Raw genomic sequence first — 22,765 nt, 5'->3', positions numbered from 1 at the left:
ATGAAAGCGTCGATTTTAGTTAAGCTTGAATCCCTTGTTGAGCGTTATGAAGAAGTTCAACATCTACTTGGTGATCCAACTGTCATTGGTGACCAAAATAAATTCCGTACTTTGTCTAAAGAGTACTCTCAGCTTGAAGAAGTCACTAAGTGTTTTCAAGCCTATCAGCAAGCGCAAGAAGATCTGCTTGCCGCTGAAGAGATGACTAAAGAAGATGATGCAGAAATGCGCGAAATGGCTCAAGAAGAGATCAAGGAAGCCAAAGCCGCGATTGAAAAACTGACGGATGAATTACAAATTCTATTGTTACCAAAAGATCCAAATGATGACCGTAACTGCTTCCTTGAAATTCGTGCTGGCGCAGGTGGTGACGAAGCTGGGATTTTCGCTGGTGATCTATTCCGCATGTACAGCCGCTATGCAGAGAAAAAAGGGTGGCGTATTGAAGTGATGTCGGCCAGTGACGCTGAACATGGTGGCTATAAAGAAATGATTGCTAAAGTGAGCGGCGACGGTGCTTATGGCGTATTGAAGTTTGAATCTGGTGGTCACCGCGTACAGCGCGTTCCTGCGACAGAATCTCAAGGTCGTGTACATACCTCGGCATGTACGGTTGCGATCATGCCTGAGATCCCAGAAGCGGAACTGCCAGAAATCAAAGCCAGTGATTTGAAAATTGATACCTTCCGCTCTTCTGGTGCGGGTGGTCAGCACGTTAACACCACAGATTCTGCTATTCGTATTACTCACTTACCAACAGGAACTGTGGTTGAGTGCCAAGATGAGCGCTCACAACATAAGAACAAAGCGAAAGCGATGGCTGTGCTTGCTGCGCGTATCGCCAAAGCCGAAGAAGCCAAGCGTGCTGCGGAGGTATCTGATACCCGTCGTAACTTATTGGGTTCTGGTGACCGTAGTGACCGTATCCGTACTTATAATTACCCACAAGGCCGTGTTTCAGACCACCGTATTAACTTAACTATTTACCGCTTAAACGAAGTGATGGAAGGTGATTTGCAAAGTTTGATTGATCCAATCATTCAAGAATTCCAAGCAGATCAACTTGCTGCGTTAGCGGATCAAAACTAATTCGATGTCTACACCTAGCATTGAAATTGTTCTGAAAGCGGCAACGACTCAACTCCAAGAAAGCGGTAGTGATTCACCTTCTGTCGATGCCGCTGTTCTGATGTGCCATGTGCTCGACAAACCACGTTCATACTTATTAACGTGGCCAGAAAAGCTATTGACAGCAGAACAGCAACAGCATTTCGAACAGCTGTTGAGTCGTCGTTTTGCTGGCGAACCTATTGCCTATATTGTCGGGGAGCGTGAGTTTTGGTCATTGCCGCTCAAGGTTGCGCCATCAACCTTAATTCCTCGCCCGGATACCGAACGTTTGGTTGAGGTGGCGTTAGCTAAAAGCAATCAGATTGATGGTGATATCCTTGACCTTGGTACCGGCACTGGGGCGATTGCGCTTGCGCTTGCCTCTGAACTGCCAGGGCGCAGAGTGGTTGGCGTTGATTTACGTCCAGAAGCACAAGCTTTGGCTACAGAGAATGCACAGTGTTTGGCTATTACTAACGTCACTTTTTTACAAGGTAGCTGGTTTGAACCTATTGAGCCCGGTACAAAGTTTGCTTTGATTGTCTCAAACCCACCCTATATCGAAGAAAATGATCCGCATTTGACTCAAGGTGATGTACGTTTCGAGCCTTTAAGTGCTTTAGTGGCCAAAGATAATGGTTTAGCTGACATCAAATACATTACCGAATATGCTCGTGGTTATTTGCAACCTCAGGCTTGGTTGGTGTTTGAACATGGCTACGATCAAGGTCAAGCCGTAAGAGAGATATTGGTATCACTGGGTTATCATAACGTAGTGACAGAAAAGGATTACGCTGGTAACGATCGAGTAACACTCGGTCAATATCGGTGTTTATAAGAGAGAATAATATGTACGAAGGATTAAAACATTTTCATCTACTCACTATTTGTATCAGTGCGTTACTGCTTTCGGTGCGTTATGGCTTGATGATGGCCAATTCAGCTTGGTTGCAACACCCATTTCTAAAACGTTTCCCACATATTGTTGATTCATTATTACTGCTGTCAGGGATAGCTTTGGTGGTGATGTCTGGTTTCATTCCATTCACTCCAGCAGCACCTTGGATGACAACGAAATTGACCTGTGTTTTAGCCTACATTGCGTTAGGTTTCTTTGCCTTGAAATTAGGTCGCAATAAGTTACTACGTAGTTTCGCATTTTTCGGGGCTTTGGGTTGGCTTGTAATGGCTGGCAAAATTGCCGTAACCAAAACCCCTATGTTTTTCGGTTGATAGCATTAGAGCAACAGTATGTTTGAATTGTTCGACGAAGATTTTGATGCCATGGAATTGGTTGAAGGTGCACTTGCATTAAATAAAGCAGTCAACCCTGAGACAAAAGAGATATGGGCAGAGCAAGAGCTAGCGCGTCTATTGACGGATGCGAAACAGGCCTTGGCGCAAGTCTGCGATGAAAAACAGCGTTTTGAGGTATTATTGCGTCTTTTCTATCACGAGTGGGGATTTACTGGTGATCGTGATACCTACTATGAATCGCGAAATGCTTTCATTGATAAAGTGCTTGAACGACGTAAAGGTATTCCCGTGAGCCTTGGGGCGATATTGCTTTATTTTGCGAGTAAATTAGGCTTTCCGCTACAGGGAATTACTTTTCCAACTCAGTTTTTATTAGAACTGCGCTGGCCTGGTGAAGCGCCGATCTACATTAATCCTTTTAGCGGTGAAACGGTGTCCTTACATACGCTAAAAGCATGGCTCATTGGTCATAAAGGCACTCGTTTTAAGCTAACTCCCAAGCACTTAGAAGTCGCAGACAACCCAACTATAATTGGCCGTTGGCTAGCATTACTTAAAAGCGCACTACTAAGGGAAGAACACTATACTTTGGCTTTGCGTTGTACAGACCTAGCATTGACGTTTGTTCCTGATGACCCTTACGAGATCCGCGATAGAGGTTTTATCTATCAACAGCTAGACTGTCATCAAATTGCGCTATCGGATTACCAATACTTTATTGATAACTGCCCAAATGATCCGGCAGCAGAATTACTAAAAAACCAAGTTGATGCATTAAGCACTAGAGCGATTACGCTGCATTAACGGCCAAATAAGAGAGAAATAAGATGGAACAAAAAATCGTCCACGTTGGTGATATTCCAGTAGCTAACGATAAACCGTTTACTCTGTTTGCTGGAATGAACGTGCTTGAATCACGTGATTTAGCAATGCAAATCTGTGAGCATTACGTAAAAGTGACTGAAAAATTAGGAATTCCTTACGTTTTTAAAGCCTCTTTTGATAAAGCGAACCGCAGTTCAGTGCATTCCTACCGTGGTCCGGGCTTAGAAGAAGGGATGAAAATCTTTCAAGAGCTAAAAGATACGTTTGGTGTGAAAATCATTACTGATGTTCATAACGAAGCTCAAGCCAAACCTGTTGCTGAGGTTGTCGATGTTATCCAACTTCCTGCGTTTCTTGCTCGTCAGACTGACTTAGTGGAAGCAATGGCTAAAACTGGTGCTGTTATTAACGTTAAAAAACCACAGTTTATGAGCCCTGGACAAGTAGGCAACATTGTTGAGAAATTTGCTGAGTGTGGCAATGACAAAGTCATTCTTTGTGAACGTGGTGCTTGTCATGGTTACGATAACCTCGTTGTCGACATGCTAGGTTTTGGCGTGATGAAAAATGTGACAAACGGCAGCCCAATCATTTTTGATGTTACCCATTCATTGCAAATGCGCGATCCATCTGGTGCAGCTTCTGGAGGCCGACGTGAACAAACGGTTGAATTAGCTAAAGCTGGTCTAGCAACCGGTATTGCTGGTCTTTTCATTGAGGCTCACCCGAATCCTGATAAAGCGCGTTGTGATGGTCCGTCAGCATTACCGTTGGATAAACTTGAGCCATTTTTAGCGCAAATGAAAGCGCTCGATGATTTGATCAAGAGCTTTGCACATATCGAGATTAAATAGCGCTATCGGTTATACATCGATAACGCTACATATCATGAGGCAAGTATTCAATTAGCCTATTCTTTGACCGCCATTCTGGTGGTCAATTTTTTATCTGATGTTTTCTAAGTCTGTTTATTTTGTAATACCATTCTCATTACTTCGGTTTTTGCCCGCTATATCAGTAAAACGATTGCCTGTGATCTATTGGAATATGATGTGTAACTAGCGTGAACCGTTACACTTTATTTATCGTTTTATAGTGATCAATTCTACATAAATATGAAATCGAGCTGTCACGTGTGACGTGTTAATTTAAACTGGTTCAAGTTTTATCGGTGCGGCTAACCTTGACTTTTCAAATGGTTGGCCATCGACACCTTCACATGCAGTGGTTAACTAAAGTTCAAAGGTATGACAATGAAACAACGCCTTATTCTAAAAACAGCGCTCAGCGCAGCAATTCTTGCAACCTTAGCGGGTTGCGCAACTCAACCAACTCACGAATGGCAACAGGACACGACTTACAAACTGACCGTTCTTCACACCAACGATCACCATGGCCGATTCTGGCAAAATAAATATGGTGAGTATGGTATGGCAGCACGTAAAACGCTGATTGATGATCTTCGCTCTGAAATTGAAGCTCAAGGTGGCAGTGTTCTTCTTCTTTCTGGCGGTGATATTAACACCGGTGTTCCTGAGTCTGACTTGCAAGATGCAGAGCCTGATTTCAAAGGCATGAGTAAAATTGGTTATGACGCGATGGCGTTAGGTAACCACGAATTTGATAACCCACTTGATGTGTTATTCAAGCAAAAAGAGTGGGCGAACTTCCCGATGCTGTCTGCCAACATTTATGACAAAGCAACGGGTAAACGCTTATTCCAACCGTATCAAATGTTTGATAAGCAAGGCGTAAAAATCGCCGTTATCGGTTTGACCACCGAAGATACGGCAAAAATCGGTAACCCTGAGTTTATCAGTGGTATTGAGTTCCGTGATCCAAAAGAAGAAGCGAAGAAATTAATTGCTGAGATTGAGAAAAGCGAAAAACCGGATCTCATTTTTGCTGTGACACATATGGGTCACTATGAAAATGGTCAGCGTGGTGTAAATGCTCCCGGTGATGTTGCATTGGCTCGCTATTTAGATGAAGGTTCACTTGACATGATTGTCGGTGGTCACTCGCAAGAGCCTGTATGTATGGAAGGCCCTAACGTTGTCAGTAAAACCTTTAAGCCTGGCGACGAATGTAAGCCAGACATGCAAAACGGGACTTATATTGTCCAAGCGCATGAATGGGGTAAATACGTAGGTCGTGCTGATTACGAATTCCGTAATGGCGAGCTAAACATGGTGAGTTATAACCTGATTCCGGTGAACTTGAAGAAGAAAGTCAAAGTGAATGGTGAAAGCCAGCGCGTCTTTATTCAAGAGCAAATCGCTGAAGATGCAGAAATGCTGAACTTCTTGCGTCCATACCAAGAGCAAGGTCAGGCGCAGTTAGGCGTGAAAATTGCTGAAACTAACGGCAAATTGGAAGGTGACCGCAATGTTGTTCGTTTCCAACAAACGAACTTAGGTCGTTTGATTGCAACGGCGCATATGGAGCGTGCAAAAGCTGATTTTGCAGTAATGAACTCAGGTGGTGTCCGTGATTCGATTGATGCAGGTAACGTAACTTATAAAGACGTTCTGAAAGTACAGCCGTTTGCTAATATTCTGACTTATACCGATATGACTGGTGCTGAAGTTCTGGATTATCTCAATGTGGTTGCAACTAAGCCGGTTGATTCTGGTGCCTACGCTCAATTTGCGGGTATCTCAATGACGGTATCAGATGGCAAAGTATCAAACGTTGTTATTGGTGATAAGCAATTGCGCCTAGACAAAACCTACCGTTTCACTGTGCCAAGCTACAATGCTGCTGGTGGTGATGGTTATCCTAAAATTTCTGGTCATCCTGGTTATGTAAACACAGGCTTTGTCGATGCTGAAGTGTTGAAAGACTACCTAGAAGCTAACAGCCCAATTGATGTAAACCAATATGCGCCAATGGGTGAAATGGTCTATAAGTAATAGCCAATAAAGAGTTTGACTCAAACTCAGCAATCATTTTAACTAAAGGCGATGTTTAGGCATCGCTTTTTTATTGCTGTTTGTTGTAATCACGAGATAACCCCATGACACCTGCTATTGATTTGGCTAAAAAGAAAAAAATCCCTCACACCATCCATCAATATCAGCATGATCCAAACCACAGCAGTTATGGATTAGAAGCTGCTGAAGTATTGGGACAAAATCCAAAAAAAGTATTTAAAACCTTACTGTTTTGTTTAAACGGTGAAGCGAAGAACCTTGCCGTAGCGATCATTCCAGTCGATCATAAACTGAATCTTAAACGAGCGGCGAAAGCTGCAAAGTCGAAGAAGGCTGAGATGGCCAACCCAGATATTGCGCAGAAAACGACAGGCTATGTGGTAGGGGGAATTAGCCCGCTTGGACAAAAAAAGGCACTACCCACCTTTATCCACATCAGTGCAAAAGATCAGCCAACTATTTGTGTCAGCGCAGGAAAAAGAGGTTTAGAAATAGAATTGGCACCAAGCGATCTCGCTATGCTTACGCGGGGGGAATTTGTCGAATTGTGTCAGGAATAATTGAAAAAATAACGGCCTCGATATCGAGGCCGTATCAAAAGGAAGCTTAACCTTTTACGTCAATATCTTCTTCCATTTGAGCATTATCAACCACGTGATTTTCGCCCAAGTCATGAGGAAGAATAAGGTTCAGTACAATCGCTACGATACCACAAAGGCTAACACCTTGTAGGCTGAACTCACCAATACCAAATGCCATACCACCAATACCAAAGACCAGTGTTACCGCAACAATAACCAAGTTACGAGACTTATGCAGGTCAACGTGGTTTTTAATTAATGTATTGAGGCCTACGGTCGCAATTGATCCAAAGAGCAGAATCATAATACCGCCCATTACCGGAATAGGGATAGTCTGTAGCAGAGCACCGAGTTTACCCACCAAAGCTAATACGATAGCGGTGATAGCTGCCCATGTCATGATGACTGGGTTAAAAGCTTTGGTCAGCATCACAGCACCGGTCACTTCACTGTAAGTCGTGTTTGGTGGCGCGCCCAGCATGGAAGCTGCGATGGTAGCAATACCGTCGCCAGTAATAGTGCGATGTAGCCCTGGCTTTTTAATATAGTTTTTTCCTGTAACGTTCGAAATTGCCAACATGTCACCTACGTGCTCTACCGCAGGAGCAATAGCGACAGGGATCATAAATAGAATGGCGTTGATGTTGAATTCAGGAAAAGTGAAGTTTGGCATAGAGAGCCAGGCTGCTTGTGCTACAGGCGTAAAGTCAACAACACCGAAATACAATCCTAAAAGATAGCCAGCAAAAATACCGCCACAGATAGGAAGAAGCTTTAGGAAGCCTTTAGCAAAGACACTAATGGTGATGGTCGTGATCAATGAAACGCAGGAAATCCACATTGCCACATCGGCATTAACCAATTGAACCGCACCATCGCCTGTTTTTCCAAGAGCCATGTTTACAGCAACCGGAGCAAGACCAAGCCCGATAACCATGATTACAGGGCCAACAACAACTGGTGGAAGTAGTTTGTGGATAATCTCAACGCCACGAACTTTAATGACCGCGCCCATAATGACATACACAACCCCAGCGGCAACTAAACCACCCATAGTGGCAGCCACACCCCAAGTTTGGATGCCAAACATAATTGGTGCAATAAAAGCAAATGAAGAAGCTAAGAAGATTGGAACTGAGCGGCGTGTAATAAGTTGGAATAAAAGAGTACCGACACCTGCGCCAAATAGTGCAACGTTAGGATCAAGCCCGGTTAATAACGGAACAAGAACTAATGCACCAAATGCGACGAAGAGCATCTGAGCGCCTTGAATGGCATTTTTCATGATGATTTCCCTGCAGCAAAATAAAAATTTGCAGGATTCTATCACTTTTGCAAACGATTGCCATGGAAACTAGATCAAAGAAAGTCATCAGCTTTGTTTGAATTATCACCGTATCCTGAAGTGGATTCCTTGCCGAGATAGAGATAGTTGCTTATCATCGACATTCACAAAACAGATCGTAGGAACAGTATGCGCTATTTAGCTATGTTGGTGATGAGCTTAATGACTCTCCCCGCTTATGCCTTGACGAAGGTCGATTTATACCATTCAGAGATCACTATTGACCAAGAGCAAACCAATGCAGACGATAAAGCTCGAGTAAAGGGTATGGAGCAAGTCATTATTCGAGCTTCCGGTGATAAAAGCTCAGTGAATAATGAGGTTATCCAAAAAGCCTTAAAGCAGCACTCTCAATATTTAGCGCAAATTAGTTATGCTCAAAACGATTCACAATCCACCATCAAAATGGGATTTAGTGCCCCACATATCCGTTCTTTATTAACACAAGCTCAGCTACCATTTTGGCCAGAAAACCGCGCTAATGTGTTGGTATGGCTTATTGAAGAGTCAGGGTACGATCGCACTATTGCTTGGGAGCACTCTGATACACCGAGGATGCAGCAACTAAAAATCGCGGCAGATAACCGAGGGTTACCGATTACGATCCCTGTTGGCGATTTTGACGATATCACGGGCGTTGAAGTGTCTGATCTTTGGGGAGGCTTTGTGCAACCTATCAGTGCAGCAAGTGAGCGTTACCCGACTGACTCTATTGTGGTTGTTCGTGTGCAAGGCAACAATGTTCGCTGGAATCTTTACGATCAACAAGCCGGGCAAATGGTGCAAATCCCTCAGGCTCCAGTTTCTGGACAAGCTTCCGGCTCTAACGCCGTTGCCGAGATGGTTGATCAGTTAAGTAATTATTATGCAGATAAAAGTTCAGTGATGGTCTCTAGTGAGTCTTCATCATCAGTATTAGCCAGCTTTAGTAATATTAATGATGCGGTTGATTTCTTCACCTTAGAAAACAAATTAAAAAGCCTAAGTTCCGTTGCTTCGCTTGATATTTTAAGAATTCAAGGGGAATCGATCGTCTTTAAAGTACACCTTCTGGCAACGGAGCAAGATTTTGAGCAGGAAGTGCTACGGATGGGGACGGTCAATAAAATCGAAATGAGCAACCAATTCGATGTAGTCAGTCATATAGAACAGCCTGATGTTGTCGATGCTATAGCGCCTGTCACCAGTGACTCTTCTCTTGCTGAATCAGAAGTTTCTCAACCTGATACAAGCGTAGCAAATGATAATCAAGTACTTGATTCGCAAATGTTGCAAGAGACTGAAGGGGCATCTACTTTGCAACCTACGCCTCCAGTTGAGAATACACTTTATTTTTCATGGCGTGAGTAATTCAACACAGTAATCTGATGAGATGTACAAACGAAAAGAGCCCTAATTTAAGGCTCTTTTTTGTATATAAACCACTAAAGTTTTAAGTGTTACTTTTCTGTTTGTTGGCCAAAGTTCGCTTTTTCTTGCTTTTCAACTTCAGACAGACGTTTGAGCTTCAAGCCCAGTTCTTTGCCTCGGTGACGAGCGTAAAGGATATTACCTAAGAATGCCGCAAAAGTAAGAATAAGCTCGATAACGGCCAACCAGCGTTCTCCACCATCGACGTAAATCAATGTGAGTGCGTGCAGAAAGTAGAGCATTAAAACAAAGTTAGCCCATGCATGAGTGTATGGTTTTCCAGCTAATATCCCAGGTAAAGGTAATAGCAAGGGAATGCTCCAAGCAATGGCTAAAGTAGCATTGTTGAGATGTGGGTGAGGGGAGAGTGAGTACTGCCATAACACAACCCATACCAATAACGATAAGTTTCCGAGTAATGCTAACCAACGAAATTGTTTGGTGCGTGGCATCATATCTGCCGTCATAATCTATCCTTTAATCGGCTTGCAATCGTGGCCAGCCTTTGTCCTAAATGGCGTGCTAATTCACTTTCTTGAGTTGAGAGTTGAGCACTTTCTGCTGCCACATGGCTTGCGCCATAAGGTGTTCCACCAGATGTTGTAGTATGTAGTGTTGGTTCCGAATAAGGAATGCCAACAATCAACATGCCGTGGTGCATTAATGGTAATAACATACTGTGTTGCGTCGTTTCTTGACCACCATGCAGTGATGATGAAGAAGTAAAGACGCAAGCTGGTTTGTCAATTAATGCGCCACTGACCCAGAGCGGTGTGGTTTGATCCCAAAAATGTTTGAGCGGAGCGGCCATATTGCCAAACCAAACCGGACTACCAAAAGCCAAACCATCACACTCTTTGAGTTCATCAAGTGTAAGGTACGGGTCTTTGGGCTGGTGGCTATGATTTTCAATTTCGGGCACGGTTCGCAGTATGGCTTCACAGCCTGATTGCGATTCAATACCGCGAGCGATTTGCCTTGCCAGTGCCTGAGTTGAGCCGTGTCTACTGTAGTAGAGCACGACAATCTTATTACTCATAAAATTTCAAGAACTTGCTCTGGTGGGCGGCCATGGCGTGCTTTTCCATTAGCCACGACAATAGGACGTTCAATTAGCTTTGGATTGGCAACCATCGCTTCAAAAAGTTGCTCGTCGCTAAGTGATGGATTCCCAAGATCGAGTTCTTTATAAAGAGCCTCTTTGGTACGCATCATCGCTCGAACTTGCTCTATACCGAGTTGAGCATACAGTGTTTTTAGTTGTTCAACAGTGAGTGTTTCATCGAGATATTTGACGATCTCTGGCTCAATATTTCGAGCTTCGAGTAGAGTGAGTGTCTCACGGCTTTTTGAGCATTTTGGGTTGTGATAAATCACGACTGACATGTTTTCTCCTAGTGATTTTGTAATTATTGGAGTGATAAGAATCGGTCACGTTGAACCATTAATTGGTCTATACGCGCATCATAGCGAGCTTGTTCTAGGCTGCCTAATTTGGCGAGTTGGCTAGCTTGGGTGTAATACTGAATAGCTTTATTCCAGTTTGCTCTTAGTGCAAGTAACTCGGCTCGCGCAGCAAGATCTTCTTGGCTATTGCCTATACTGATATTTGCTTCGGACAACAAACTCCACCCGTTGACATCGTTAGGGTTGTCGTGGGTATAACGCTGTAATACTCGCACCGCTTCTGCGAGTTTATTTTGTCTTAACAAACTATTGGCGTAGTTAATCATCAGCGTTGGATTGTTCGGTTTTTGTTGGAGTGCTTTTTCTAACAGAATTTGCGCTTTTGCCGCTTGGTTTTCAGCGATTTCAAGGTCTGCCATAGCATCAAGATAAAAGTTATTATTCGGGTCTTGGGCGATCAGTTTGCTCAAAATGGCGGCTGATTTATCCAGCTGTTTACTGTCTAAGTACACTAAAGCCTTACCATATTGAAAGGCCGATGAAAGGTCTGGCGCTGCTTTTTTCTCGGTGCGAGTAAACCAATCTAGTGCTGCTTCGGCATCAATCCCAGCATAACGGGCTACAATCCGAGATCGTGTTAAATGATAATCCAGTGATGGCTGCAAGCGTAGTGGTGGATAATGTTGTGCTCGCTCACGGCTATCAGTAATGCGGTCTTCTGGCAGAGGGTGAGTTAGAAGCATTGGTGGTGGTTTGCTCGCGTAACGATATTCATCAGCTAAGCGGCCAAAGAATCTTGGCATGGCTTGCGCTTCAAAGCCTGCTTTAGCTAAGGTTGCAATTCCAAAACGGTCTGCTTCTTTTTCATTACTCCGTGTATAATTGATTTGGCTTTGCATGCTGCCTGCCGTTGCTGCGGTAATCGCGGCAATACCCGCTTCAGGAGCGGCAATGGCTAACAATAATGAACCGGCCAGCGCCGCAATATTTGCCGGGGAGCGCCGAGCTTGTTCTTCCATGCTACGAGCCAGGTGTCGCTGCGTCACGTGAGCTATTTCGTGAGAAAGCACCGAAGCTAACTCGCTTTCAGATTGAGCATGCAAAAATAAACCCGAATGTAAGGCAACGTATCCACCAAAAAAGGCAAACGCATTTATATTGCGATCTCGGATCATAAAGAAAGTAAATGGTGTTTTGACGTCATTCGCGTTAGCAACCAACTTGTGTCCGAGGTTATCAATGTACTCGTTGATAACGGGATCGTTAACGATAGGCTGACTATTGCGAAGCATGCGCATGTAAGCATCACCATAAATCAGCTCTTGATCAATCGTTAGGGTTGAACCTGCAACGGTGCCGATATCCGGTAACTCAATGGTGTCTGCGTAACTTATTGCCGGCACATTGAGTGCCGCAGCGATACAAAGACAAAGTAGAGAACGAGCGCGTTTAAACATCATATTGTTCAGTGATACTCCATAATCATCTTGTTTGTAAGACATTGAAAGTAGTGATTGGTTTCCAATTTCAAATCATGAATGTAAATGGTTACAAAACAAGATTGATCCTACCAGTTTTCGTGTTTGGATAAACACTGACGTACCAGTAAAAAACCGATACAATAGCAGGCCTATATTAAGCATTGAGCGTCAGAATGGAACCAAATATTCTGGATTTACGTCAACAGCGTTGCCCTATGGCCTTATTACTTGCGAAACGTCACACTGCTCAAATGAAGTATGGCGATGAGTTGACTATTTTGATCGCAGACTCTGGTTCTAAGCAAGATATAGAAAAGTATTTAACTAGCAATGGTTTTTCTTGCCGGATTGAAACGGCATCCTGTAATTTTTCGTTAAAAATAATGAAAGGACTTGATTAAATGCTCGAAATGGTAAGTCGTTGGTATCGAAGACGTTTTTCTGACCCTCATGCCGTTAGTCTGGTTGCCATTCTATTTTTTGGTTTCATTACTATCTATTTCTTTGGTCATCTTATTGCACCGTTGTTGGTCGCTATAGTCTTGGCGTATCTTTTGGAATGGCCAGTGATACAACTGTGCCGCTTGAATATTCCTAGAACTGTCTCGGTTATCTTAGTTATTTTACTCTTTGTCGGTTTAATGCTTCTGGCTATTTTTGGCTTAGTTCCGACGATTTGGCAGCAAGTTGGCAACCTGATCAATGACATTCCCAACATGTATGCAGGTTTGCAGAAGTTTATCGTTTCTATCCCAGAACGTTATCCTGAATTGGCTAATTTACAAATTGTTGAATCAGTGATCAGCAACGCGAAAAATCAAGCTCTAGGAATGGGTGAAAGTGTACTTAAAGGTTCTTTGGCATCCTTGGTCAGCTTAGCCACATTAGGTGTGTATCTGATTTTAGTGCCATTACTGCTATTTTTCTTGCTCAAAGATAAAAATGAAATGTTGCGAATAGCGAGTGGTTTACTGCCTCGAAACCGAAAATTAGCGACCAGAGTTTGGCAGGAGATGAACCAGCAAATCACCAACTATATCCGTGGCAAAGTCTTAGAGATATTGATTGTCGGTGGAGTTAGTTACGTGACCTTTGCCATACTAGATTTACGCTATTCTGTTCTATTGGCTGTCACGGTTGGACTATCGGTATTAATTCCTTACATTGGAGCTGCAGCGGTAACTGTACCGGTGGCGATTGTAGGCTTGTTTCAATGGGGCGTTACTCCACCGTTTTATACGTTGCTCATTGCTTATGGCATTATTCAAGCTTTAGATGGTAACGTGTTAGTTCCAGTGCTCTTTTCAGAGGCGGTCAATCTTCATCCTGTAGCTATTATTGTGGCAGTACTCGTGTTCGGTGGTTTGTGGGGCTTTTGGGGAGTGTTCTTTGCGATTCCACTAGCGACATTGGTTAAAGCGGTTTGGCATGCTTTGCCAAGCACCGATGATTCGGATCCTGACATCACATCAACTTCAGTATGAACAATGAGTTAAATAAATAGTTTTACAAAAGGTGACCCTAACTATCATTAGTTAGGTTTTTTTTGTTCAAATGCGATATGTTTATTAAACTCATGTAGATAGAAAGTAAAAAAAACTTCAGTTTTCATTTGGCTTGGCGATACATAACTATAAACACAATAAGAATGGCAATCAGCCACAATAATAATTGGCAACAATGAGGGATACATATGAAGTTTAGCCAAAAAATAGTCGCAGCCTCTTCTGCATTACTATTGGTTACCGTTTCTTTGCTGTCAATTCAGCAATTAAGCACTGTTCGCACGGAAGTTGAATCTCTAGTAGCAGATAGCTTAAATGAAATGGTTATAGGGGTGAAAAATACCGTTGTTTCTGAAATGGAGAGTAAAAAGGGATTGGCTCAGTCCATGACGGAAGTGTTGGAGCTTGATCCGGATAACCGAGATTATGTAAAAAATGTACTAGAAAAGCCTAAGCTTAAAAAGAGCTTCTTAGCGGTCGGATTTGGGTACAACAGTGATGGTAATGTGGTTGAAAATGATGATGGTTGGGAGCCGAGTGGTGATTATGACCCACGCAAGCGTCCTTGGTTTATCGATGCTAAGTCATCGAGAAAATTAGTCGTTACAGCACCATATGTCGATGTTTCAACAAAAAATGTCATTATTTCTATCGGCACGCCTGTTTTTAATCGCGGCCAATTTACCGGTGCGATGTTTTATGACCTAGAGTTGACTGGCCTTGCTGATTTGGTCAATTCAGTCAACTTATTTGATGCTGGCTACCTATTCATTGTAACGGCTGATGGTACGACGATTGCTCACCCTGATAGCAAAAACAACGGGCAGAATATTTCGACTTACCTACCTCAAGTCTCTGTTAAAGATGGCACTCAACGCATTGAAATGAATGGACAGGATTTCTTGGTTGATTTTACTCAGATACCGAGCGAAAACTGGTATGTCGGGGCTATCATTGATGAATCCATTGCATTTAGCACCATCACTACGCTCAGAAATAGCTCCATTATTTACACTCTCATCGGTGTTATATTGAGTGTTATTGTCTTGAGCTTCCTTATTAAAGTGTTGATGCGACCTTTAGGTATCTTGAATGAGGCGATAAAGGATGTTGCGTCTGGGCAGGGCGATCTTACCAAGCGTTTGAATACTAATACGGATAAGGAATTTGCTGAGCTAGCGCTAGGGTTTAATACTTTTACCGAAACATTGCAAAAACAAATCACACAATCCAAAGCGATTGGTCAAGAGATCATGCGTGGTACTGAATTGACGGTACAAGGCGCTCATGAATCAGCCGATGCGATGCGTACACAGTTGGAAGAGTTAGAGCAGTTAGCCACCGCAATGCATGAGATGGCCGTGACATCGACAGAAGTTGCGAATAATGCTCAAGGTGCAGCCGCTGCAGCGAGAGAAGCCGATGAAGCTACTCTAGATGGTTCGAAAGTTGTGAATGAAACTACAATGTCGATTGATATGTTATCTGCTCGCATCGACCAAGCTGTTGAAGAAGTGAAAGGATTAGAATCTGCAACGGCGAATATTGAAACCATTCTGAAAGTAATCAATGATATTGCCGACCAAACCAACTTACTTGCATTGAATGCGGCTATTGAAGCGGCGCGTGCTGGGGAGTCTGGTCGCGGGTTTGCTGTGGTGGCTGACGAGGTGCGAACGCTGGCACAACGAACACAGCAATCGACGACTGAGATTCGAAACATGATCGAGCAACTGCAAGTTGGTGCAAGCTCAGTATCGTCAGCGATGAATGAAAGTAAGACAACGGCGGTTGATGCGGTAGATAAAGCGAAAAGTGCTAATTCGGCACTAAATCGTATCCGCGATGCAATCCAAGCTATCTCCGATATGAATATTCAAATCGCATCGGCAGCAGAAGAGCAGAGCTTAGTTGCGGAAGAGATCAACACCAATACGGTGAAGATTAAAGATCTATCCACTCAAGTTGCACAATCTGCTGAAGAGGCGAATGTTGCGATGCAGGTGCAAACCGAGAATGTACGAGAACAAGATGCGCTGATGAATAAATTCATCGTTTAGCTCGTCGTCATAAAAAATAAAAATGCCAGCCGCTTATAACGACTGGCATTTTTACGTTCATTACTATAGTGAGTGACTACTGTCCATTCAAATAAGCTAAGACTACTTCATGGTGATCTTTGGTTTTGAATTTATCGAAAACGTGCTCAATAGTGCCTTGCTCATTAATTAAGAAACTGATGCGATGTAGTCCATCGTAGACTTTTCCTATACGACCACACCCTTGTAAAAAATTTCTGACGAAAATCTTGACGTTTTTCAGAAAAGTCTTTCTTTAATAGTGGGTTAGATTAATGTTTTCTCTTACTCAACTACAAATATAGCACTTGTCATAATTTTTTGTAAATTTGGCTCTATTTACCGATTTACCAATTGAAGCCTGTCATAAAAACCTTAGGTAAGCTATGACGTGGAACCACTAGTATATACGACAGAACCGCTCGGTGATCACACGCTTGGTGATCACACCTGTAACTCACTTTTGGACAATTCCGAGTTGCGTCTTTTGCTAATATAGCAAAGCATGAATTATTAAAAGTATGGAAAAAGTCGCTTACGTGAGTGTCCAGTATCACTGGAGCAGATCAAGTCATAATCAGTAAAGTGAAAGAATAGTTAACTCTCTTGATCACTGATCCGTGGTTCAGTTCCCTTAATCAAATTAATTGCTCAATATGCGACCAATCTGTGTAGATACCTATGCATATAATGATTCATTTTGGTGATAGTTGCCGAAATCAAAAAAGTTTAGAATGTAAGGGTGTAAGACTATACTTTGTTGTCGAGTTACTTGTGTTGGCATGGTCTAAAGCAGACTGCTAGATTGAAAAAGCCTCGCATTTGCGAGGCTTTTATCGAACGGCCTGTTATCAATAGTAATTAAAGCTCAGCGATCAATTCTATTTCTACTAGAGCATCTAATGGTAAACGAGCAACCTCAACGCATGAACGAGCTGGTTTATGTTCGCCAAAAAACTCAGAGTAAGCGGCATTGAACTCTGTAAAATTATTCATATCAGACAAGAACACCGTCGTTTTAACAATGCTCTCTTTTTCGCAGCCAGCTTCCGTAATAACGGAACTAATATTACGGAAAATTTGCTCAGCTTGCCCCGTCACGTTACTAGCAGAAAACTTCATTGTTTCTGGGTCTAGAGGTAGCTGACCAGAAAGGTAAAGCATACCGTTAGACTTGATAGCTTGAGAAAAAGGGCCAACTGCTGCAGGTGCTTGTGTCGAGAATACAATTTCCATGAAAACTCCAAAATATCATCGTGTGATGATGTGAAAAATAATTAATAAATGCGCGTGAAGCCGTTTTCTAGATCTTCAATAAGATCTGATACGTTTTCGAGACCTACATGGATTCGTACTAAAGTACCTTCAAAATCAACAGGGTTTGCAGGGCGAATAGCATTCAGCTCTTCAGGTTGATTAGCAAGAATCAACGACTCGTAACCGCCCCATGAATATGCCATTGAGAAATGCTTAAAATTGTCTAAATATTCTTCAAGTTCTTCTTGGCTGAGTCTCTTATTTAGGACGAAGCTGAATAGACCATTACAGCCTTTGAAATCGCGAACGTAGAATTCATGACCTTTACAGCTTGGTAGTGCAGGATGGTTAACTGTTGCAACTTCTGGGCGCTCCGTTAACCATTTAGCCACTTCGATACTAGCTTTCTCGTGTTGAGCTAAACGAATTCCCATAGTACGTAAACCACGTGAAGCGGTGTAAGCTGTGTCTGCATCAACCATCTGACCCATTAGGTAAGAACGCTCACGTAAACGATCCCAACAACGCTCGTTGCTTACGGCCGTACCCAGCATTGCGTCTGAGTGGCCAACGATGTATTTAGTGCCAGCTTGAATTGAGATATCGATACCGAATTCCAGTGCAGGAAATAGAATGCCTGCAGCCCAAGTGTTGTCGATCATAATAATGACATCTTCAGATACAGCGCGAACCGCTTTGACAATAGCTGGAATGTCTTGAACTTCCATGGTTACTGAACTTGGTGACTCTAAGAAAACTACTTTTGTATTAGGTTTTACTAAATCAGCAATTTCAGAACCAATTGTTGGGTCGTAGTATGTTGTTTCTACAGCCATGTCTTTAAGAATGATATTGCAGAAATCTTGAGTTGGCTCATAAGCGGCACCTGTCATAAGAACGTGATCGCCCGAGGCGACGAATGACAATATAGAATTTGTTACGGCAGCTGCACCACATGGGTATAGCGCGCAACCCGCACCATTTTCTAGCTCGCACATAGCATCCTGTAGAGAAAAGTGAGTCAGAGTGCCGCGACGTCCATAGAATAATTCACCTTTTGCACGGTTTGCTGTTGCGTCTTTCTTCTCTTTAACACTGTTAAACACAAGTGAAGATGCACGTTGAACGACAGCGTTTACAGAACCTTGTTGAAAACGAGGTTTGCGACCTGCGGTAACTAATTTTGTTTCGATATGTTTACTAGTCATTTTTTTATCCTATGCCAATTGTTCAGCAGGTTGTGATAGTTCTTGAGGTTGTTTTTCTTTACCCATGAAGCGCTCTACGATTTGTGTTGCGTTAATGTCGTGCACAACGTTGAGTACTGTTGCAGGCGCATCACATATAGTGCCGATTACTACGAGTACTGGAATTACTTCAAGTGGAAGGCCGAGCGTAGTGACAATGAAAATCTCACCTAAGAAAGCGCCGCCCGGAACACCACCGATGATGATTGCCGATAGCACAGCAATAACCATGGTCATAACGAATACATCAAAACTAAATGGAAGCCCTAAAACTGCGTAGATAAAGACCACTTTGATTGCCGCAGTAATAGCAACGCCTGATTTATTAAGGTTTACGAAGAGTGGGATACAGATATCGTATATTTCTTTTTTGATACCCATGCTGTCAGCCGCTTTGATAGTGACTGGTAGAGTGCCAAGAGAAGAACATGTGCCTAGCGCTGTAATTGATGGGGCAGCTGCGTATTTCCAGAACTGCTTAACGCCATTAGTGCCACCACCGATGTATGAGTAGATAGTTGCGCCAACTGCGTAATAAATGACCATATATCCGCAGAGTAGGCCGATAACTGTAGCAAGAGGAGCTAAGATTGAACTGTCTTGAGATGCCATTGTTGCAGCAAAGAATGCGCCAAGGCCGACAGGAGCGAGTTTCATAATAAGGCCAACGATGTTCATCACTATAGCGTTAGCTGCATCAACTAACTCAGCAATTTTCTTACCTTGCTCACCGGCTTGGCTAATCGCAATTCCCGCCAGTACAGACATGATAATAAGCGCAAGAATGTTCGATTTAGATAATAAGCCCACAAAGTCATTGGTCGTAAACATGCTGACAAAATCCATGCCACCAGCACTGCCTGTAAATTCTTGGCTTAAGTCGATGGTCACACCTTGAGATAGGTCAAATAGCTGAGCGATACCAACAATTCCCAGTGATGGGAAAAATGCCATTGCAATTGAAATCGTCAGTACTAAGCCTAGAATCTTGCCAAGTTTCTTTAAATCAGTCATGCCCGCAATTGAAGACATTACACTAAGTGAAACTAAAGGAACGATGACCATGAATAGAAGGTTAAGAAAAATTTGACCGATTGGTTTTACCTTAAGTGCAAGTTCTGGTGCGGTTATTCCAAAGATTGCGCCAATAATAAGCGCCAATAGTAAGACTATTGATGAGCGGTAAGGCTCTAGCTTTTTTAACATAATGTTTCACTCTTGTTAGTAATTGTGATTAATAATTAATTATACGAACACTTGAATTTGGAGTGATTATGAAGAAAAAATTATACCAAAACAGTGATTATGATCTCTAAAGTGGTATTTATGGATAATTTTTTATAATTTAATGTATTGGATCAATTTTTGTGATAATTTTTTATTAAATGAAGAAATGGAGCGATTTAATGAACTACTTAGTCCCGTATGAACCGATTGTTGATATGCTTGCTGACTTTTTGGGAGAAAATGTCGAAGTAGTGTTACACGATCTTAGAGATATGGAGTCATCCATATACAAGCTTAGAAATGGACATATAAGCGGTAGGGTGGTTGGAGATCCTGTGACCAACCTTGTAGTCAAATCAATCGCTACAGATAATTCGGTTGATTATGAATACAACTATGTAGGTCTTTCGAAAGACGGAAAAAAGTTAAAATGCGCAACTCTTTATATTCGTGACGAGAATAAGAGAATTGTTGGTGCTTTGTGTATCAACATGGTTGTAGAGCAGTTTTTAAATGCTAAGAAATTTATTGACTCGTTTCTTGCTGGTTATGTGCCAAATGAGGAAGACAATAGTGTTGATGAGCATATTGGAGTTAGTATCCCTGAGATGGTTGATATTCGTATCGATAAAGTGATTGAAGCTTACCCTGTGATGCTAGCTGAACTATCGAAGGAAGACAAAATTGCTATTGTTACGGATCTAAATAATGAAGGGATATTTTTGTTAAAGGGAGCTGTTGGAAAAATAGCGAATAAATTAAACATCTCTGAGCCTACTGCTTATAAATACTTGCAACAGCTTAAGTAATGACCATTTACCTCCAGCTAAAGGGCACTGGCTCGGTTTGTCATTCAAATACTATTTGTTGTTGAGGTAATCTAGAACAACTTCATGATGGTCTTTGGTTTTGAACTTATTAAATACATGCTCAAGATTCCCAGATTCATCGATAAGGAAGCTTGTACGAACCACGCCCATATTCTCACGGCCCATGAACTTCTTAAGTTGCCAAACACCGTACTTCTCACAAACTTCGTGCTCTTCATCGGCTAGTAGAGTGAAGTTCAGATCTTGCTTGTTGATAAAGTTGGTCAGCTTTTTCGGGGTGTCTGGGCTTAAACCAAGTACAACAACGTTGTGGGCATCTAGTTCAGCTTTCGTGTCTCGAAGTCCTTGAGCTTGAACCGTACAGCCAGGTGTTGAAGCGCGTGGGTAGAAATAGAGTAGTACTTTTTTTCCTTTCAGCTCAGAGAGGGTTACTGGGTTGCTGTCTTGGTTGTTTAATGTGAAATCTGGAGCGATTTGTCCTGCTTCGATAGCCATGGGTTATCCTTACTTTCTTTAATTTACTCTGAATCGAGCTTTCTTATTATTTCAGTGTGTAGTTTTATCTATGCTTGGTGGTGTTGTCTAGTAGTCACTCTAAACTAGGTTTAGTTACTTTCTGAAGTTACCCTCAACGATGTTATCGGGTCGAGTATTGACCACTTTGTCCATTGCTTTTTCTCGTTCTGAAGTTGGGAGCATTTCCATTAGCTCTTGAATCATCTTTATATGGTTAGCTGCTTGTATGCTTAACGCTTGTTCATGACTTCTCGCAAGATCCAAGTATTTTTTTTTCTTCTTATTTGCTTGAGTGTTTTCACTTTTTTGTTTTTTACTCTCTTCTAGTAAAAGTTCTACTTCTGATTGAGCCGACATACATTTGTTAACGCGAGCTGATAGTGACTTCTTTTGTATCAGATCCTTTATGTCAGGGTGATTGCGAAGAGCCCCAACAGACAAACCAGCTTCTTTTTCGACTGTACTGTTGTTGATTTTGAGTTTTCCGCATTGAACTTTTTTCCGTAGTTCTTGGTTATGTGGTGAGTCTGTGAGAAGACGGTTTAATGCTGCGATAAGTAAGCTTTTTGTGGTGGTCTTCATAATGTGTTTCCAGCGTGAGGTATGAGTAGATGTTTGACTTCTTGTGGTATTGATACTGGTTCATAATCAATACCTAGATCGCTCATTATTCGTTCAGCCGCGGTAATTTTGATATATGACTCTGCTGCTGACTGTGGAGTTAATTCGCCATGTTCTATGTCATAATACATAAATATTTCGGCTTCTTTTCGCATAGCCTCAGCATAAACAGTATCCACGATGTAATCGTTCTTACAGTCTACGCACTCAATTAAATTAACCTGCGTTCTAAGGCTGCAGTTGCGCGATGTACAGTAGAGGCCGGGAGCAACCACATGTATATGTCTGTGCCCTTTTTTTAACACGTTTTCCCAATACTCTATCGTCAACATGTCATTTTGGGTTTTATCTTGAAATGCCACATGCCCCAGCTCTAAGACTCTTTTGGTGAAGTCTTTACCTTTTCCCCCTGCGACACGCTCCTTGTTGGCGAATTTGTTATAAATCTTCAAGTAAAGTTGTGATTTCTGTTTTATTCGCTCTCTGTAAACAATATTGTGCAGGTCTTTTGAGGTTGAGTTGCGTTTTCGTATTTTCTGAAATTTGCTCGCATATCTTGCATAGTGTCGTGTCATAGCAAGAGATAAGTGACCGTATTGTTGTTTCAACTGAGGAAATGAAAGTAACTCGTAACCAATTAAATAATATGCAAATGATCGTCGCAATTGATGACATGAAAAATGAAATTTTTGTCCCAGTTCGAATCCATGATTCGGGTCTGATATTCTTAAGTCTTTGATATCATATTCTGTTAACTCAAGCTCAGTTGATAGGGTTTTATTGAACCAAAATTGCGCATGTCGAGAGATGGATTTTTTCCTTATAACTCCAAACCCTTCTTTAAATTTGTGAAAAAATGCGTTGCTACTGGTGTGTTTATTGCGTAACGGATTATGGATAGTGTTAAGAACTTCAAATGCTTTTTTTCCTATTTCAGTTGTAACAAATTCATCTTGTTTTGCTTGCATACCCTTTACTGTTTTTGACAAGCTTGTATTAAGTAAATATATACCGAATCAACTTGAAGATGCAGGCTTGAGAACCTGAAAATGATCATTAATTCGAGATGTCAAAGAGCCTGCGATCTCTGGAAGAGTCACAGAAAAAAATTGGTCTATTGCCGCCTTGAAGT

The 22,765-nt window shown here is 42.2% G+C and carries 23 protein-coding genes and 2 pseudogenes; 12 read left to right on the top strand and 13 right to left on the bottom strand.

Annotated elements, in window-relative coordinates:
- The 7 genes from prfA to ybaK all read left to right on the top strand — a co-directional run bounded on the left by prfA (position 1) and on the right by ybaK (position 6,688).
- Positions 1 to 1,089, top strand: coding sequence for a peptide chain release factor 1 (gene prfA / locus EYW48_RS17700; RefSeq protein WP_053311917.1), 1,089 nt, complete (start codon positions 1 to 3; stop codon positions 1,087 to 1,089).
- A 4-nt stretch (positions 1,090 to 1,093) separates the two neighbouring features.
- On the top strand, positions 1,094 to 1,948 hold the full coding sequence (gene prmC / locus EYW48_RS17695; protein WP_171981294.1) for a peptide chain release factor N(5)-glutamine methyltransferase: 855 nt from the start codon (positions 1,094 to 1,096) through the stop codon (positions 1,946 to 1,948).
- A gap of 11 nt (positions 1,949 to 1,959) precedes the next feature.
- Entirely contained in the window at positions 1,960 to 2,343 is a 384-nt protein-coding gene (locus EYW48_RS17690; RefSeq protein ID WP_277432767.1) for a SirB2 family protein, read from the top strand.
- 18 nt (positions 2,344 to 2,361) lie between these two features.
- Entirely contained in the window at positions 2,362 to 3,171 is an 810-nt protein-coding gene (locus tag EYW48_RS17685; RefSeq protein WP_053311914.1) for a SirB1 family protein, read from the top strand.
- A 23-nt stretch (positions 3,172 to 3,194) separates the two neighbouring features.
- Positions 3,195 to 4,046 carry a 3-deoxy-8-phosphooctulonate synthase gene (gene kdsA / locus EYW48_RS17680; protein ID WP_053311913.1) on the top strand — a complete coding sequence of 284 codons (852 nt, stop codon included), beginning with the start codon at positions 3,195 to 3,197 and terminating at the stop codon, positions 4,044 to 4,046.
- 399 nt (positions 4,047 to 4,445) lie between these two features.
- Complete coding sequence (gene ushA, locus EYW48_RS17675) at positions 4,446 to 6,107, top strand: bifunctional UDP-sugar hydrolase/5'-nucleotidase UshA (RefSeq protein WP_277432766.1); 1,662 nt, start codon at positions 4,446 to 4,448, stop codon at positions 6,105 to 6,107.
- 104 nt (positions 6,108 to 6,211) lie between these two features.
- On the top strand, positions 6,212 to 6,688 hold the full coding sequence (gene ybaK, locus EYW48_RS17670; RefSeq protein ID WP_176245508.1) for a Cys-tRNA(Pro) deacylase: 477 nt from the start codon (positions 6,212 to 6,214) through the stop codon (positions 6,686 to 6,688).
- A gap of 46 nt (positions 6,689 to 6,734) precedes the next feature.
- Here the strand turns inward: ybaK and EYW48_RS17665 are convergent, their stop codons facing one another.
- On the bottom strand, positions 6,735 to 7,994 hold the full coding sequence (locus tag EYW48_RS17665; protein WP_053311910.1) for a uracil-xanthine permease family protein: 1,260 nt from the start codon (positions 7,992 to 7,994) through the stop codon (positions 6,735 to 6,737).
- Between the two features lie 189 nt (positions 7,995 to 8,183).
- Here EYW48_RS17665 and EYW48_RS17660 point away from each other — a divergent pair, with 189 nt between their 5' ends.
- A complete protein-coding gene (locus EYW48_RS17660) occupies positions 8,184 to 9,404 on the top strand; it encodes a DUF2066 domain-containing protein (protein ID WP_176245507.1) in 1,221 nt (406 codons plus the stop codon).
- Positions 9,405 to 9,493: 89 nt separating this feature from the next.
- On the opposite strand, the gene EYW48_RS17655 is transcribed toward EYW48_RS17660, so the two are convergent.
- Genes EYW48_RS17655 through EYW48_RS17640 form a run of 4 tightly spaced genes read right to left on the bottom strand, consistent with a single transcriptional unit; the run spans position 9,494 to position 12,328 of the window.
- Positions 9,494 to 9,931 (bottom strand): DUF2069 domain-containing protein, encoded by a 438-nt coding sequence (locus EYW48_RS17655; protein ID WP_277432765.1) that lies wholly within the window; start codon positions 9,929 to 9,931, stop codon positions 9,494 to 9,496.
- Entirely contained in the window at positions 9,928 to 10,503 is a 576-nt protein-coding gene (gene wrbA / locus EYW48_RS17650) for an NAD(P)H:quinone oxidoreductase (RefSeq protein ID WP_053311907.1), read from the bottom strand. The genes EYW48_RS17655 and wrbA overlap by 4 nt, the downstream gene beginning before the upstream one ends.
- Positions 10,500 to 10,850, bottom strand: a complete 351-nt coding sequence (gene arsC / locus EYW48_RS17645; protein ID WP_176313135.1) for an arsenate reductase (glutaredoxin) — start codon at positions 10,848 to 10,850, stop codon at positions 10,500 to 10,502. Before arsC ends, wrbA begins: the two co-directional genes overlap by 4 nt.
- Before the next feature lie 23 nt (positions 10,851 to 10,873).
- Positions 10,874 to 12,328, bottom strand: coding sequence for a M48 family metalloprotease (locus EYW48_RS17640; RefSeq protein WP_346780437.1), 1,455 nt, complete (start codon positions 12,326 to 12,328; stop codon positions 10,874 to 10,876).
- 197 nt (positions 12,329 to 12,525) lie between these two features.
- Between EYW48_RS17640 and EYW48_RS17635 the strand changes: the two genes are divergently transcribed.
- The 3 genes from EYW48_RS17635 (at position 12,526) to EYW48_RS17625 (ending at position 15,917) form a co-directional block, all read left to right on the top strand.
- Positions 12,526 to 12,753, top strand: coding sequence for a sulfurtransferase TusA family protein (locus EYW48_RS17635; RefSeq protein WP_168521410.1), 228 nt, complete (start codon positions 12,526 to 12,528; stop codon positions 12,751 to 12,753).
- Positions 12,754 to 13,836: an AI-2E family transporter gene (locus EYW48_RS17630; protein ID WP_277432764.1), complete on the top strand. Its 1,083-nt coding sequence runs from the start codon at positions 12,754 to 12,756 to the stop codon at positions 13,834 to 13,836.
- 209 nt (positions 13,837 to 14,045) lie between these two features.
- A complete protein-coding gene (locus EYW48_RS17625; protein ID WP_277432763.1) occupies positions 14,046 to 15,917 on the top strand; it encodes a methyl-accepting chemotaxis protein in 1,872 nt (623 codons plus the stop codon).
- A gap of 76 nt (positions 15,918 to 15,993) precedes the next feature.
- Here EYW48_RS17625 and EYW48_RS17620 read toward each other — a convergent pair.
- From EYW48_RS17620 to EYW48_RS17605, 4 genes and pseudogenes are all read right to left on the bottom strand, one after another.
- Positions 15,994 to 16,128, bottom strand: a pseudogene (locus EYW48_RS17620) (thioredoxin-dependent thiol peroxidase); the annotation flags it as partial.
- Between the two features lie 668 nt (positions 16,129 to 16,796).
- Positions 16,797 to 17,171, bottom strand: coding sequence for a RidA family protein (locus EYW48_RS17615; protein WP_274700429.1), 375 nt, complete (start codon positions 17,169 to 17,171; stop codon positions 16,797 to 16,799).
- A gap of 41 nt (positions 17,172 to 17,212) precedes the next feature.
- The gene (metC, locus tag EYW48_RS17610; protein ID WP_102447694.1) at positions 17,213 to 18,400 is read right to left on the bottom strand and encodes a cystathionine beta-lyase; all 1,188 of its coding nucleotides are present in this window, start codon (positions 18,398 to 18,400) and stop codon (positions 17,213 to 17,215) included.
- Between the two features lie 9 nt (positions 18,401 to 18,409).
- The gene (locus EYW48_RS17605) at positions 18,410 to 19,645 is read right to left on the bottom strand and encodes a dicarboxylate/amino acid:cation symporter (protein WP_260256987.1); all 1,236 of its coding nucleotides are present in this window, start codon (positions 19,643 to 19,645) and stop codon (positions 18,410 to 18,412) included.
- 200 nt (positions 19,646 to 19,845) lie between these two features.
- Between EYW48_RS17605 and EYW48_RS17600 the strand changes: the two genes are divergently transcribed.
- Positions 19,846 to 20,475, top strand: a complete 630-nt coding sequence (locus tag EYW48_RS17600) for a PAS domain-containing protein (protein ID WP_260256988.1) — start codon at positions 19,846 to 19,848, stop codon at positions 20,473 to 20,475.
- Positions 20,476 to 20,526: 51 nt separating this feature from the next.
- Here the strand turns inward: EYW48_RS17600 and bcp are convergent, their stop codons facing one another.
- The 4 genes and pseudogenes from bcp to EYW48_RS17580 all read right to left on the bottom strand — a co-directional run.
- Positions 20,527 to 20,991 carry a thioredoxin-dependent thiol peroxidase gene (bcp, locus tag EYW48_RS17595; RefSeq protein WP_277432762.1) on the bottom strand — a complete coding sequence of 155 codons (465 nt, stop codon included), beginning with the start codon at positions 20,989 to 20,991 and terminating at the stop codon, positions 20,527 to 20,529.
- A gap of 114 nt (positions 20,992 to 21,105) precedes the next feature.
- Positions 21,106 to 21,594: a bacterioferritin comigratory protein gene (locus EYW48_RS17590; RefSeq protein WP_277432761.1), complete on the bottom strand. Its 489-nt coding sequence runs from the start codon at positions 21,592 to 21,594 to the stop codon at positions 21,106 to 21,108.
- Positions 21,591 to 22,601, bottom strand: coding sequence for a hypothetical protein (locus tag EYW48_RS17585; RefSeq protein ID WP_346780436.1), 1,011 nt, complete (start codon positions 22,599 to 22,601; stop codon positions 21,591 to 21,593). Before EYW48_RS17585 ends, EYW48_RS17590 begins: the two co-directional genes overlap by 4 nt.
- 48 nt (positions 22,602 to 22,649) lie before the next feature.
- A pseudogene (locus EYW48_RS17580) lies at positions 22,650 to 22,765 on the bottom strand (IS630 family transposase); the annotation flags it as partial.

Source organism: Vibrio sp. 1180_3 (assembly GCF_029478545.1).
In the GTDB taxonomy this organism is placed as follows: domain Bacteria; phylum Pseudomonadota; class Gammaproteobacteria; order Enterobacterales; family Vibrionaceae; genus Vibrio; species Vibrio aestuarianus.
This window is presented reverse-complemented; position numbering and strand designations above follow the sequence as displayed.